Consider the following 12,846-nt stretch of genomic DNA (forward strand, 5'->3'; position numbering starts at 1 on the left):
TGGCGGCCTGCTGGATGCGCGAGACCGCCTCGATGCGGCGCGTGAAGTTGCGGCGGCGCTCGCGCAGCTGCGCGTCGAGCTGGGCCGCGGCCGACTTGTTCCAGAGCTCGACCTCGTTGACCGCGGTCTCGTAGACCACGCGCAGGCGGCTCATCAGCGCGCGCGCCAGGCGCTCGGCGAACTCGGGCTGCGCCAGGCGCAGCGCGTTGCCCAGGCTCAGGTACTGCAGGTGGCTTTTCTCGATCAGGTCGAGGTCTCGGCGGTAGAGCGCGAGCTGCGGCGACGACGGCGCCTGCAGCGAAAAGCCGTACTCGGCGTTGAGGTTCTTGAAGCTGCCTTCCAGCATGGACTGGATCTCGCCGGCCATCTCATCGGCGCGCGCGAGGTCTTCGCGCAGGCGGTTGAAGGTGCCGTCGTAGGCGCGGCGCACGCCGAGCTTGATGCCGGGGCTCTTGAGCTGCTTCGCGAGCGTGGCGACCTCGGCCTTCAGGTGCGAGGGGCTGAGCAACGCGAACAGGTCCTTGAGCAGGCGCAGGTGCACCGAGCGCACCGCCTGGATCTTGGCGCCGCTGGCGTCGAAATCGGCCTGCTCCTGTTCGATGCGCAGGCGCATCTGCTTGATCACGCCCGCGTTCTTGCCCCGCAGGCCGTCCAGCTCCTGGATCTGCTCGACCAGGTCGCGCAGGCGCGAATGCACCATGCGCCCGGCCTCGCCGCGCAGCGCCTCGACGCCGGACGCCACGGCCGCACCCAGGATGCGGCGGCGCTGGCCCAGCAGGCCTTCGCCGAGCGCGCGCTCCAGGTCGATCAGTTGGCTGGCCTTGAGCAGCTCCTCGTCGCGGTTGACCTTGGCGAGCAAGCCCTTCTGGGCCGACACCGCGAGCACCTGCGACTGCGGCACGCCCAAGATCTCGGCCGAATCGGCGCGTTGCGCGGCGATCTGCAGCTGCACCTGCTCGGGCGAGCTCAGCGCGTCCCACATGGTGTCGATCTTGTTGAGCACCACCAGGCGCGAAGCCTGTCCGTCGCCCAGGGTGGCCAGGTGCTGGCGCCAGATGCTCAGGTCGGACTTGGTCACGCCCGTGTCGGCCGCCAGAATGAACACCACCGCGTGCGCCTGGGGCAGCAGGCTCACGGTGAGCTCGGGTTCCGCGCCAATGGCGTTGAGGCCCGGCGTGTCCAGGATGACCAGGCCTTGTTTGAGTAGCGGGTGCGCCATGTTGATGAGCGCGTGGCGCCAGCGCGGCACCTCGATCAGGCCGTCCGGGCCGGGCAAGGGGTTGTCCTCGGGCAGTTCGTCGTGCCAGAAGCCCAGGGCGCGCGCTTCGTCCACCGGGACATGCCGCACCTCGGACACCTTCTGGATCGCCTTGGCGAGCTGCTTGGGGTCGTTCACGTCGAGGTCGACGCGCTCCCACTTGGCCGGGGCGTGGCGCCAGTCGAGCAGGGACTGCGGCTGCAGGCGCGTCTCGATGGGCAGCAGGCGCAGACAGGGGGGCAGGTCGGCGTCGTAGGCCAGCTCGGTGGGGCACATGGTGGTGCGACCCGCGCTCGCCGGCATGATGCGCCGGCCGTAGCCCGCGAAGAACACGGCGTTGATGAGCTCGGACTTGCCGCGCGAAAACTCGGCCACGAAGGCGACCGTGATCTTGTCGTTCTTGATCTGCGCGTGCAGCTGGTCCAGCCGCTCGCGGATGCCCGGCTCCATCAGGTCGTGGTCGGCCAGCCATTCGGACAGGAGCTTCAGGCGCAGCGCGAACTGCTTGCGCCAGGCGCCGTGCTGATCAAAGGCTTGAATGAAACTCATGCGGCAGTGCTTTGCGGGCGATCGGTCAATATAGCACCCACCCCTCGGCAGGGCCGCCCATCGGGGACGCATGGTCAGCGGGCCTGGCAGAGCGGGCAAAAGTAGGTCGAACGTTGGCCCTGGCGAATGGTCCGGATCGCCGTCGCGCACTGGCGGCAGGGCTGGCCGGCGCGGTCGTAGACCATGGTGTCGAGCTGGAAGTAGCCGCTCTGGCCATCGGCGCTGACGAAGTCGCGCAGGGTGCTCCCGCCCACGGCCAGGGCGCGCTGCAGCACCTGGACGATGGCCGCGTGCAGCCGCGCGGCGCGCGGGCCGCTGATGCGATCGGCCCGCGTGGTCGGCCGGATGCCGGCGCTGAACAGCGCCTCGCTGGCGTAGATGTTGCCCACGCCGACCACGATGTCCCCCGCCAGCAGCACCTGCTTGATGGGTGCGCGCCGCCGGCGCAAGGCCTGATGGAAGCGCACGGGGTCGAAGCCGGCCTCCAGCGGCTCCACGCCCAGCCCGCCCAGCAGCTGGACCGCGCGGGGGTGGTCCAGCGAAGGCACGTGAACCACCGCGCCAAAACGCCGCGGGTCGTGCAGCCGCAGCAAGCCCTGGCTGGTGTCGAGCTCGAAGTGGTCGTGCGGGCCGGGGGGCGGCAGCGCCGGCGCGAACTGCAGGCTGCCCGACATGCCCAGGTGCACCAGGAGCCAGCCGGCGTCCATCTCCACCAGCAGGTACTTGCCGCGCCGCCCCACCGAGCGCACGCGCTGCCCCACCAGCGCCTCGGGCGCCACGCCCAGCGGCCAGCGCAGCGGCTTGCCCAACCGGGCGGCGCGCACGGAAGCGCCGGCGATGCGGTCGGCAAAGCTGCGTCGGGTGACCTCGACTTCGGGCAATTCGGGCACGGCGATTCGGCGAAGGAAGGGGTGGGACGGCGCGCGGGGAACGCCCGCCGGGGATTGGGATCAAGACACCAAAGGCCTTAAACCCTTCAATTATCATGACCCGATGAAACCCGCGCCGCTGCACAGACGTCTTCGCCTCCCGCTGATCGTGCTGGCCTGCGCCGGCGCATTGGCCGGTCCGGCGGCCCTGGCACAAAGCCCGCTCAACCCGGCCGCCAGCAGTTCTTCGCTCGACGCGCCCTTGTTCTATCAGCTGCTGCTGGGCGAGCTCAATGTGCGCGGCGGCGACCCCGGCGCGGGCTACTCCCTCTTTCTCGAGGCGGCCCAGCAGCAGAAGAACCCCGAGCTCTACCGCCGGGCCGTCGAGGTCGCGCTGCAATCGCGCCAGGTCGACGCCGCGCTGGCCGCCGCGCGCGCCTGGGCCCGGGACATCCCCAGCGACGCCGACGCCAGCCGCTTCACGCTGCTCACGCTGCTGTCCCTGGGCCGGGTGAGCGAGACCGCGGCTCCCCTGCGCGCCGTGCTGATGGCGACGCCGGCCGACGACCGCAACGGCGGCATCGCGGCCATTCCCCAGATGTACGCCCGGGTGAGCGACAAGGCCCAGGTGCTGGCCGCCACGCGCGAGGCCCTGGCCCCCTTCCTGACCCAGCCGGCCCACGCGGGCGCGGCCTGGTCCACCATCGGCCGGCTCGAACTCGACCTCGACCGCCCGGTCGCCGCCACCGACGCCGCGCGGCGCGGGCACGCGGTGGACCCGACCTCGCCCTACCCCGCGCTGCTGGCGCTGGAACTGCTGGAGCGCGGCCAGGCCGAGGCCGAGCCGGTGGTGCGCGAGCACATCGACGCCGCCCGCGCCAAGGACCCCGCCAACACCACCATCTCCACCGCCTACGCCCGCGTGCTGCTGGACCTGGGTCGCCTGCGCGACGCGCGCGTGCAACTGGAGCGGCTCACCACCCGCGCGCCGCAGCAGCCCGACCCCTGGCTGCTGCTGGGCATGCTCCAGGTGCGCGACAACGCCCTGCCCGCCGCCAACGTGTCGCTCGACACCTACCTGCAGCTGGTGCGCGACGCCAACGACGAGCGCACGCGCCGCGCGCTCACTCAGGCCTACCTGCTCAAGGCCGAGATCGCCGAGAAGCAGCAAGACTACATCGCCGCCAACGCCTGGATCGACCGCATCGACAACCCCGAGGAAATCATGGCCGCGCAGATGCGCCGCGCCTCGGTTCTGGCCCGCCAGGGCCGGCTCGATGAGGCCCGCGCCCTGTTGCGCAACCAGCCCGAGCGCCGGCCCGACGACGCGCGCCTCAAGCTGATCAGCGAAGCCCAGCTGCTGCGCGAGTTCAAGGCCTGGCGCGAGGCCTACCAGGTCTACGGCGAAGCCGTGCAGCGCTTCCCGCAGGACACCGAGCTGCTCTACGAGCAGGCCATGATGGGCGACAAGGCCGGCCAGCCCGCCGACATGGAGCGCCTGCTGCGCCAGCTCATTGCCATCGATCCGAACCACCACCACGCCTACAACGCGCTGGGCTACTCCCTGGCCGACCGCAACGAGCGCCTGCCTGAGGCCAAGCAGCTCATCGAAAAGGCCGTGTCCATGGCGCCCAACGACGCCTACATCCAGGACAGCCTGGGCTGGGTCGAGTTCCGCCTGGGCAACACCGAGCGCGCGCTGAACATCCTGCGCGACGCCTATGGCAAGCGCCCCGACCCCGAGATCGCCGCCCACCTGGGCGAGGTGCTCTGGGTGAAGGGGCAGCGCGACGACGCCCGCCGCGTCTGGCGGGAGGGCCTGGCGCTCGCCGGCGACAACGAGACGCTGAAGAGCACGCTCAAGCGCCTGAACGTCGAGCCGTGACGCCGGCCTGCGCCTTCACCCGGCGTTCGGCCATGGTCGCCCTGGCCGCCGCCCTCGCCGGCTGCGCCACGCCACGCCGCCCGCGCGCGCCCGGCGAAACCGCCTGGACCGGTCGGCTCGCGCTGCGCGTGGACAGCGCGCCGCCCCAAGCCTTCTCGGCCCTGTTCGACCTGCGCGGCAGCGCCGATACCGGCGAGTTGCAGCTCACATCGGCGCTCGGTCAGACCCTGGCCACGGTGCGCTGGTCCGCCCGGGGCGCCGAATTGCAGCGCGGCAATCACACCACCCGCCGCGACAGCCTGGACGCGCTCACCGCCGAACTCAGCGGCGCCCCACTGCCCGTGCTGGCCATGTTCGACTGGCTGGCCGGCCGCGACGCCGCGGCCGGCGGCTGGCGCGTCGACCTTTCGCAGCACGCCAGCGGCCGCCTGGTGGCCCGGCGCGAGCAGCCCCAGCCCTCGGCCGAGCTGCGGCTGGTGTTCGAGCAGCCATGAAGCGCCTGTACGACGTTCCCGCGCCGGCCAAGGTCAACCTGTTCCTGCACATCGTGGGCCGCCGCCCGGACGGCTACCACGAGCTGCAGTCGGTGTTCATGCTCATCGACTGGTGCGACCACCTGCATTTCGAGCGCCTGGACAGCGGCGCCATCGAGCGCGTGGACAGCACGCCCGGCGCACTGCCCGCGGACGACCTGTGCGTGCGCGCGGCCCGCGCCCTGCGCCAGGCCACGGGCTGCACGCAAGGCGTGCGCATCACCCTGGACAAACACCTGCCGGCCCAGGCCGGCCTGGGCGGCGGCTCGTCGGACGCCGCCAGCACGCTGCTGGCGCTCAACCGGCTGTGGAACCTGAACCTGCGGCGCGAGGCGCTCGCGCGCATCGGCCTCGCGCTGGGCGCCGACGTGCCCTTCTTCATCGGCGGACATCACGCCTGGGTCGAAGGCATCGGCGAGCGCCTGACGCCCATCGCGCTGCCGCGCGGCCACCTCGTGCTGGTCAAACCCCCAGGGGGAGCGTCGACGCCGCAGATCTTTGCCGACCCAGCGCTCAAACGCGATTCGAAAACTGCTACAATCCAAGGCTTTGCTGCAAACGGCAACCTCGATTCGCTGATGGCCTTCGGCCACAACGATCTGGAGCCGGTGGCACGGGCCCTGTGCCCCGAAGTCGGTGAATGCCTTCACTGGCTGACAGACCAAGGTCTGTCGGGGCGCATGACCGGTTCGGGAACGGCGGTGTTCGCACCGTGCGGCGCGAACCCGGTTCTCGGTCCGGCGCCAGCGTCCTGGCAGGTGCGGGTTTGCAGCAACATGGATGCCCATCCATTGCTCGATTGGTGCGACGGCTGAACGGCCGGCCCACCAGACGGCGCAGCGGTTGAGCAACCTGCGACAATTCGGTGGTTCGTGGTTTCGCCACGGATCTCCAGCGTAGGGGAGTCGCCAAGTTGGTAAAGGCACCGGATTTTGATTCCGGCATGCGAGGGTTCGAGTCCTTCCTCCCCTGCCACCGTTTTTCTGACATCACTCACACTGGCCATCGTTGATGGCCGTTGTTTTTTGATCGCGGCCCCGCCGGTGGCCGCCAGACCGCTGGGAATGCCATGCAAGTTCAGCCCCCGGATTACATGATCTTCACCGGCAACGCGAACCCCGTGCTGGCGGCCGAGATCGCCCAGCACCTGGGCACGCAGCTCGGCGCGGCCACCGTGGGCCGCTTCTCCGACGGCGAGGTCACCGTCGAGATCACCCAGAACGTGCGCGCCCGCCATGTGTTCGTGGTGCAGTCCACCTGCGCGCCCACGAACGAGAACCTGATGGAGCTGCTCATCATGGTCGACGCGCTCAAGCGCGCCTCGGCCGAGCGCATCTCCGCCGTCATCCCCTACTACGGCTACGCCCGCCAGGACCGCCGCCCGCGCTCCAGCCGCGTGCCCATCAGCGCCAAGGTCGTGGCCAACATGCTGCAGACCGTGGGCGTTCAGCGCGTGCTGACCATGGACCTGCACGCCGACCAGATCCAGGGCTTCTTCGACATCCCGGTCGACAACATCTACGCCTCGCCCGTGCTGCTGGGCGACCTGCGCACCAAGAACTACGAAGACCTGCTGGTGGTCTCGCCCGACGTGGGCGGCGTGGTGCGCGCGCGCGCGCTGGCCAAGCAGCTCAACTGCGACATGGCCATCATCGACAAGCGCCGCCCCAAGGCCAACGTGTCCGAGGTGATGCACGTGATCGGCGACATCGAAGGCCGCAACTGCGTGATCATGGACGACATGATCGACACCGCCGGCACGCTGGTGAAGGCGGCCGAGGTGCTCAAGGAGCGCGGCGCCAAGAAGGTCTACGCCTACTGCACGCACCCCATCTTCTCGGGCCCCGCCATCGAGCGCATCGCCAAGGGCAGCGCGCTCGACGAGGTGGTCGTCACCAACACCATTCCCCTGTCGCAGTCCGCCCAGGCCTGCGGCAAGATCCGCCAGCTCTCCGTGGCGCCGCTGATCGCCGAGTCGATCGCGCGCATTGCCTCGGGCGAGTCGGTCATGAGTCTGTTCGCCGACCAGGACAACCTGTTCTGATCGACGGACGATAGCCCCGGCCGCCACCAGGCGGCCTTCGTCAACCCGAGGCGTTCTGGTCGCGGAACCCCTCAACTGGAGTCAGTCATGCAATTCGTCGCTTTCGAGCGCGCCAAGCAGGGCACGGGTGCGAGCCGCCGCCTGCGCATCACCGGTCGCGCGCCCGGTATCGTTTTTGGTGGCACCACCGCCCCCGTCTCGATCGAACTCGATCACAACGCGCTGTGGCACGCCCTCAAGAAGGAAGCTTTCCACGCCTCCATCCTCGACATGGAGCTCAACGGCAAGGTCGAGAAGGTCCTGCTGCGCGATGTGCAATACCACCCGTTCAAGCCGCAGGTGCTGCACGTCGACTTCCAGCGCGTGGACGACAAGACCCGCCTGCGCAAGAAGGTGCCGCTGCACTTCACCGGTGCCGAAGAGTCGCCGGCCGTCAAGCTCGACAAGTGCCTGGTCAACCACGTGATCAACGACATCGAGATCGAGTGCCTGGCCACCCAGCTGCCCGAGCACATCACCGTGGACCTGAGCCAGGTCACCAAGGGTGCCACCGTGCACGCCGGCGACATCAAGCTGCCCAAGGGCGTGAAGATCGTCACCCACGGCCGCAAGGACATCACCGTCGCCACGGTGGTGGAGCCGGTGGAAGAAGTGGTGGCCGCACCGGTGGCCGCCGCTCCCGCCGACGACAAGAAGAAGGGCAAGGGCAAGAAGTAAACAGGTTCCCCACGCTGCGCCGCTGCACGGGTCGCCGCTCCTCCTGGGGGCGCGTCCCGGCTTGGGGCGGCCCGGCGCCGGAACCCACTTCCCCTCCCCCCAAGGCCCGCCCCGCGCGGGCCTTTTCTTTTGGGACAATCGCGCCCCATGATCAAGCTCATCGCCGGCCTGGGCAACCCGGGCCCCGAGTACGAACAGACGCGGCACAACGCCGGCTTCTGGTGGGTGGACGAGGCCGCGCGCCTGCTCAAGGTCTCGCTGCAGATGGAGCGCTCGCACTTCGGCCTGGTGGCGCGCGCCAACGTGGGCGGCCAGACGGTCTGGCTGGTCGAGCCGCAGACCTTCATGAACCTCTCGGGCAAATCGGTGGGCTCGCTGGCGCGCTTCTACAAGATCGCGCCCGAGGAGGTGCTGGTGGTGCACGACGAGCTGGACCTGCCCCCCGGCGAGGCCAAGCTCAAGAAGGGCGGCGGCCACGCGGGCCACAACGGCCTGCGCGATATCCACGCGCAGCTGGGCAGCGCCGACTACTGGCGCCTGCGCATCGGCATCGGCCACCCGGGCAACAAGAACGAGGTGGCGAACTGGGTGCTCAAGAAGCCCTCGCCCGACGACCGCATCGCCATCGCGCAGGCGCTGGACCGCTGCCTCAAGGCCCTGCCCCAACTCATCGCGGGCGAAATGGACAAGGCCACCGCCCTGATCCACACCAGCAAGCCGCCCCGGCCGAAGCCGCCGCGGCCCGCCGCGCCGCCTCAGGCCGGTGGTGCCTCACCCGAGGCCGACGACAAGCCCTGACCGGCCTTCTGCAGGCGCTGGTACTTCTGCCACAGCGTCTCCTTGGACTCCACGTGCGCCGGGTTGACCGGGATGCAGGACACAGGGCAGACCTGCACGCACTGCGGCTCCTCGAAGTGGCCCACGCACTCGGTGCAGCGCGAGGGCTCGATCACGTAGAACTCCTCGCCCATGGAGATCGCCTGGTTCGGGCACTCGGGCTCGCAGACGTCGCAGTTGATGCACTCGTCGGTGATCATCAGCGCCATGGCGGTCCTCCCCTCAGGCCTGCAGCGGCGGCGGCACGAGCCGCGCGGCCACCGAGGGATGCACCATGGTCGACACGTCGCCGCCGAGCTTGGATATCTCGCGCACCAGGGTGCTGCTGATGCACTGCAGGTCGGCCTGCGGCAGCAGGAAGACCGTCTCCACGCCCGGGTGCAGCTTGCGGTTCATGGCCGCCATCTGCGCTTCGTAGTCGAAGTCGGTGAGGTTGCGGATACCGCGCACCACGGCCTGGGCGCCATGCTCGCGGCAGAAGTCCATGATCAGCCCGTCGAAGGGCAGCGCGCGCACGCGGCCCGGCAGGCGCTGCGCGGCCTGCGCCACCATCGCCAGGCGCTCGTTCACGCCGAACTGGGTCTTCTTGTGGTGGGCCACGGCCACGGCCACGATCACCTCGTCGAACAGGCCGGCGGCGCGGCGCACCACGTCCTCGTGGCCGAGGGTGATGGGGTCGAAGGTGCCGCTGTAGACGGCGATGCGGGCGGTGGTCTCGGGCATGGGGGGATTATCCCGTGGGCTCAGGGCGCGACCGGGCGCAGCAGGTGAAAGGCCACGGCGCCCGCGCGGCCGTGCCGGTGCAGGGCCAGGCCCAGAGGCGCCAATTCGGCCTCGGTCCAGGGGCGCGGGGCCTCCAGGTAGACGAATCCCTCGGCCGACACGGCCTCGCGCGCGGCGCGCAGCGCGGGCTCGAACAGGCCGCTGGCCTCGAAAGGGGGGTCGAGGAAGACCACGTCCAGGCCCTGCCCCGCCGCCGCGCGCAGGGCCGCCAGGCCGTCGCCGCGCTGCACGCGCACGGCCTCGGCCTTCAGGCGCGCGCGCACGGCCTGCAGCTGCACCACCAGCGCGGGCTCTTGCTCCACCATCAGCAGCTCGCGCGCCCCGCGCGAGGCGGCCTCGAACCCCAGCGCGCCCGTGCCCGCGAAGGCGTCCAGGCCGCGCCAGCCGCTCAGGTCCTGGCCCAGCCAGTTGAACAGGGTCTCGCGCACGCGCGAGGGCGTGGGCCGCAGCCCGGGCCGATCGGCCACGGGCAGCTTGCTGCGTTTCCATTGCCCGCCGAGCAGGCGGACTTCCTGCGGCGGCGCGCCCGAGTTCCGTTTCATGCCCGCGAGCTTACTGGGTGCGCCAGCCCCCAGGCGGGGACACTGTCGGGCCGGCTTCGCCGGGCGGCTGGTGTCGCCCCCTTGAGGGCGTCGCGCGAAGCGCGGCGGGGATGGTGCCTATTTCGCCCCGACGACGACCGTGGCCAGGCGATCGGGCTTCACCACCCGCTGCATGGCGCGGCGCACCTCGTCCACGCTCAGCGCGCGCACGCGCTGCGTCCAGGTGTCGAGGTAGTCCAGCGGCAGGCCGTTCCAGGCGATGTTGACCACGTTGTCGAGCAGCTTGCGGTTGCTGTCGAAGCGCAGCGCGAAGCCGTTGATGAGGTAGTCCTTGGCGGCCTGGAGCTCGGCCTCGCTGGGGCCGTCGCTCACGTAGCGCGCCAGGGTTTCGCGCACCACGCGCACGGCCTCGTCGGCCTGATCGGGCCGGGTGCTGAGGCCGATCTGGAAGGCCCCCGCGTGGCGGCCGGGCGAAAAGTAGCTGTACACGCCATAGGTCAGGCCGCGCTTCTCGCGCACCTCCTGCGTCAGGCGCGAGGTGAAGCCGCTGCCACCCAGGATGTGGTTGCCCACGAGCAGGGGAAAGAAGTCCGGGTCGTCGCGCTTGATGCCGGGCTGGCCCATGAGCACCTGCGCCTGCGCGGCGGCCATGGGCAGGCGCTGTTCCGTGGACGCGGCCAGGGGCTTCACCTCGGCCACCGGCGGCAGCTCGGCGCAGCCGTTCGGCGCGATGGCGCGCACCAGCGCGTCGACGATGCGCTCGGCGCCCGCGCGGTCCACCGCGCCCACCATGACCACCTGCGCGCGGCAGGCCGTGACGTGGCGGCGGTAGAAGCCGCGCATGTCGTCCACGGCGATGGCGGCCAGGGTCTCGGGCGTGGCGAAGCGGCCATAGGGGTGGTCGCCGTACACCGCGCGCCCGAAGGCCTGGCCGGCCACGGTGGAGGGTCGGTTCAGCGCCTCGCGCAGCGCCGCCACCGAGCGCTCGCGGTCACGCTGCCACACCGCCTCGGGCCAGGTGGGCCGCGCCAGTTGCTGGGCCGCCAGGGCCACGGCGCGCGGCAGGATCGCCGGGTCGGTCAGGCTGCGCAGCTGCACCGAGAAGCGGTCGCTGCCCGCGCTCGCGTCGAACTGCGCGCCCAGGTCCACCCAGGCCGCCGCCAGCGCGTTTTCGTCGCGCGCGGGCTGCCCCTCGTAGGCGGCCACGCCCCCCGTCAGCAGGCCGGCCGTGGCATTGGCGAGGCCCGCGCGGTCCGCCGGCTCTCGCCGGCTGCCGCCGTCGAAGTCCATCTGCACGTCGACCATCGGGATCGAGGGGCTGTTGACCAAGTAGACCCGGGTGCCGCTCGCGTGCACCCAATGCTCGATGGGGATGGCCGCCCAGGCCGCTCCCAGGCCCAGCGCCAGGCCCAGCGCGGCCAGCGTTTGGCGAATGGCTCGCATCGTTTTCATGGCCGGCCCTCCGCCGCCCGGGCCTCGGGCACCAGCACGCCGGTGTTGAGCGTGCGGTCCGTGAAGTAGCGGCCCGCCACCGCGCGCACCTGCTCGGCCGTCACGGCCCGCAGGCCCGCCATCAGGCGTTCGCCCGCGTCGGTGGGCAGGCCGTTGACCCAGTAGCTGCCTTGCTCTTGCGCCTGGCTGAAGACCGAGTCCAGCTTGTAGACCTCGGACGCGGTCCACTGCGTCTTCACGCGCTGCAGCTCCTCCTCGCTCACGCCTTCGCGCGCGATCCGCTGAATCTCGGCCTTGAGCGCGGCCATGGTGGCCTCGGGCGTGACGCCGCGCGCCGGCACGGCCGAGGCCGTGAACACCTGCGGTCCGCGCCCCATCAGGCCGTAACCCGAGCTGGCGCTGTCGGCGATGCGCTGCCCGCCCGTGCCTTGCCCCTGCACCAGCGCGCGCTCCAGGCGCGCACCGCTGTAGCCGTCGAGCACGCCCGACAGCACCGCCAGCGCCAGCGCGTCGCGGCTGGCCGCGTCGTCCTTGCCGCTGTAGCGCGGCGCGTGCCAGGCCAGCACCACCAGGGCCTGGTCGGCCACGGCCCGGTACTCCAGCCGGCGCGGGCCCTGCTGGGCCGGTTCCGTGCGCGGCTTGCGCGCGGGCACGGCGCGCGCCGGGATGCGCCCGTAGGTTCGCTCGGCGATCTCGCGCACGCGCTGCGGGTCCACGTCGCCGGCCACCACCACGGCCGCGTTGGCCGGCACGTACCAGCGCTGGTGGAAGTCGCGCACGTCCTGCGGTGTCATGGCGTCGATGTCGCTCATCCAGCCGATGATGGGCCGGCGGTAGGGACTGGCCTGCCAGACCATCGCATTGAAGGCCTCGAACAGGCGCGCGCGCGGCGACTCTTCGGTGCGCTGGCGCCGCTCTTCCTTGACCACCTCGATCTCGCGCGTGAACTCGATGTCGGGCCACTGGTTGCTGGCGAAGCGGTCGGCATTGAGCGCCATCACCGCCTCCAGCCGGTCGGCCGGCACCTGCTCGTGGTAGGCCGTGGCGTCGCGGTTGGTGAAGGCGTTCTGCTGGCCGCCCAGCGCGGCCACGCGCTCGGAGAACTCGCCCGGCTTGAGCGTGGCACTGCCCTTGAACATCATGTGCTCGAGCGCGTGCGCCACGCCCGAGGTGCCGTCGACCTCGTCCATGGCGCCCACGCGCACCCACAGCATGTGCACGGCCGTGGGCGCGCGGTGGTCGGGCCGCACGATCAGCGACATACCGTTGGCGAGGGTGAATTGCTGGACCGCCGGGGCGGCGTTGGAGGGGGGCGCCGCGCGCGCGATGGACGCGGCCAGCACCAGCCCCAGGAGCGTCGGGAGGCGTTTCATAGAA

At 70.9% G+C, this 12,846-nt stretch carries 13 protein-coding genes and 1 tRNA gene; 7 read left to right on the forward strand and 7 right to left on the reverse strand.

The annotated features are described in order from the left end of the window. Together BGO22_RS02855 and mutM are read right to left on the reverse strand one after the other, a co-directional pair. Positions 1 to 1,807, reverse strand: a 1,807-nt coding sequence (locus BGO22_RS02855) for a dynamin family protein (RefSeq protein WP_286848783.1), incomplete at its 3' end; no start/stop codon positions are given. Positions 1,808 to 1,881: 74 nt separating this feature from the next. Further along, positions 1,882 to 2,697 (reverse strand): bifunctional DNA-formamidopyrimidine glycosylase/DNA-(apurinic or apyrimidinic site) lyase, encoded by an 816-nt coding sequence (mutM, locus tag BGO22_RS02860; RefSeq protein WP_070397433.1) that lies wholly within the window; start codon positions 2,695 to 2,697, stop codon positions 1,882 to 1,884. A gap of 103 nt (positions 2,698 to 2,800) precedes the next feature. On the opposite strand from mutM, the gene BGO22_RS02865 reads away from it, so the two are divergent. From BGO22_RS02865 to pth, 7 genes are all read left to right on the forward strand, one after another. Continuing rightward, positions 2,801 to 4,561: a tetratricopeptide repeat protein gene (locus BGO22_RS02865; RefSeq protein WP_070397432.1), complete on the forward strand. Its 1,761-nt coding sequence runs from the start codon at positions 2,801 to 2,803 to the stop codon at positions 4,559 to 4,561. A gap of 32 nt (positions 4,562 to 4,593) precedes the next feature. Beyond that, a complete protein-coding gene (locus BGO22_RS02870) occupies positions 4,594 to 5,055 on the forward strand; it encodes a lipoprotein insertase outer membrane protein LolB (RefSeq protein ID WP_070397759.1) in 462 nt (153 codons plus the stop codon). After that, a complete protein-coding gene (ispE, locus tag BGO22_RS02875; protein ID WP_070397431.1) occupies positions 5,052 to 5,909 on the forward strand; it encodes a 4-(cytidine 5'-diphospho)-2-C-methyl-D-erythritol kinase in 858 nt (285 codons plus the stop codon). The genes BGO22_RS02870 and ispE overlap by 4 nt, the downstream gene beginning before the upstream one ends. Before the next feature lie 83 nt (positions 5,910 to 5,992). Continuing rightward, positions 5,993 to 6,069 (forward strand) — tRNA-Gln (locus BGO22_RS02880). Between the two features lie 94 nt (positions 6,070 to 6,163). Further along, on the forward strand, positions 6,164 to 7,138 hold the full coding sequence (locus tag BGO22_RS02885) for a ribose-phosphate pyrophosphokinase (RefSeq protein ID WP_070397430.1): 975 nt from the start codon (positions 6,164 to 6,166) through the stop codon (positions 7,136 to 7,138). An 87-nt stretch (positions 7,139 to 7,225) separates the two neighbouring features. Continuing rightward, entirely contained in the window at positions 7,226 to 7,855 is a 630-nt protein-coding gene (locus BGO22_RS02890; protein WP_070397429.1) for a 50S ribosomal protein L25/general stress protein Ctc, read from the forward strand. 147 nt (positions 7,856 to 8,002) lie between these two features. Further along, entirely contained in the window at positions 8,003 to 8,653 is a 651-nt protein-coding gene (gene pth, locus BGO22_RS02895) for an aminoacyl-tRNA hydrolase (RefSeq protein WP_070397428.1), read from the forward strand. Here pth and BGO22_RS02900 read toward each other — a convergent pair. The 5 genes from BGO22_RS02900 to BGO22_RS02920 form a co-directional block, all read right to left on the reverse strand. Further along, a complete protein-coding gene (locus BGO22_RS02900) occupies positions 8,611 to 8,901 on the reverse strand; it encodes a YfhL family 4Fe-4S dicluster ferredoxin (protein ID WP_070397427.1) in 291 nt (96 codons plus the stop codon). The two genes, pth and BGO22_RS02900, sit on opposite strands and share 43 nt — an antisense overlap. A gap of 13 nt (positions 8,902 to 8,914) precedes the next feature. Further along, the gene (coaD, locus tag BGO22_RS02905; protein WP_070397426.1) at positions 8,915 to 9,415 is read right to left on the reverse strand and encodes a pantetheine-phosphate adenylyltransferase; all 501 of its coding nucleotides are present in this window, start codon (positions 9,413 to 9,415) and stop codon (positions 8,915 to 8,917) included. Positions 9,416 to 9,435: 20 nt separating this feature from the next. Next, positions 9,436 to 10,017, reverse strand: a complete 582-nt coding sequence (rsmD, locus tag BGO22_RS02910) for a 16S rRNA (guanine(966)-N(2))-methyltransferase RsmD (protein ID WP_070397425.1) — start codon at positions 10,015 to 10,017, stop codon at positions 9,436 to 9,438. A gap of 117 nt (positions 10,018 to 10,134) precedes the next feature. Continuing rightward, positions 10,135 to 11,469, reverse strand: a complete 1,335-nt coding sequence (locus tag BGO22_RS02915) for a M16 family metallopeptidase (RefSeq protein WP_070397424.1) — start codon at positions 11,467 to 11,469, stop codon at positions 10,135 to 10,137. Next, positions 11,466 to 12,842, reverse strand: coding sequence for a M16 family metallopeptidase (locus BGO22_RS02920; RefSeq protein WP_070397423.1), 1,377 nt, complete (start codon positions 12,840 to 12,842; stop codon positions 11,466 to 11,468). Before BGO22_RS02920 ends, BGO22_RS02915 begins: the two co-directional genes overlap by 4 nt. Positions 12,843 to 12,846: the final 4 nt, after the last annotated feature.

The sequence above is a fragment of the Hydrogenophaga sp. 70-12 genome, assembly GCF_001897365.1.
GTDB lineage: Bacteria > Pseudomonadota > Gammaproteobacteria > Burkholderiales > Burkholderiaceae_C > Hydrogenophaga > Hydrogenophaga borbori.

Coding starts and splice junctions, on each gene's coding strand:
- BGO22_RS02900 (WP_070397427.1), bottom strand. CDS start 8,901: ATGGCGCTGATGATCACCGACGAGTGCATCAACTGCGACGTCTGCGAG.
- rsmD (WP_070397425.1), bottom strand. CDS start 10,017: ATGAAACGGAACTCGGGCGCGCCGCCGCAGGAAGTCCGCCTGCTCGGC.
- BGO22_RS02870 (WP_070397759.1), top strand. CDS start 4,594: ATGGTCGCCCTGGCCGCCGCCCTCGCCGGCTGCGCCACGCCACGCCGC.
- BGO22_RS02915 (WP_070397424.1), bottom strand. CDS start 11,469: ATGAAAACGATGCGAGCCATTCGCCAAACGCTGGCCGCGCTGGGCCTG.
- coaD (WP_070397426.1), bottom strand. CDS start 9,415: ATGCCCGAGACCACCGCCCGCATCGCCGTCTACAGCGGCACCTTCGAC.
- ispE (WP_070397431.1), top strand. CDS start 5,052: ATGAAGCGCCTGTACGACGTTCCCGCGCCGGCCAAGGTCAACCTGTTC.
- pth (WP_070397428.1), top strand. CDS start 8,003: ATGATCAAGCTCATCGCCGGCCTGGGCAACCCGGGCCCCGAGTACGAA.
- BGO22_RS02890 (WP_070397429.1), top strand. CDS start 7,226: ATGCAATTCGTCGCTTTCGAGCGCGCCAAGCAGGGCACGGGTGCGAGC.
- BGO22_RS02920 (WP_070397423.1), bottom strand. CDS start 12,842: ATGAAACGCCTCCCGACGCTCCTGGGGCTGGTGCTGGCCGCGTCCATC.
- BGO22_RS02885 (WP_070397430.1), top strand. CDS start 6,164: ATGCAAGTTCAGCCCCCGGATTACATGATCTTCACCGGCAACGCGAAC.
- BGO22_RS02865 (WP_070397432.1), top strand. CDS start 2,801: ATGAAACCCGCGCCGCTGCACAGACGTCTTCGCCTCCCGCTGATCGTG.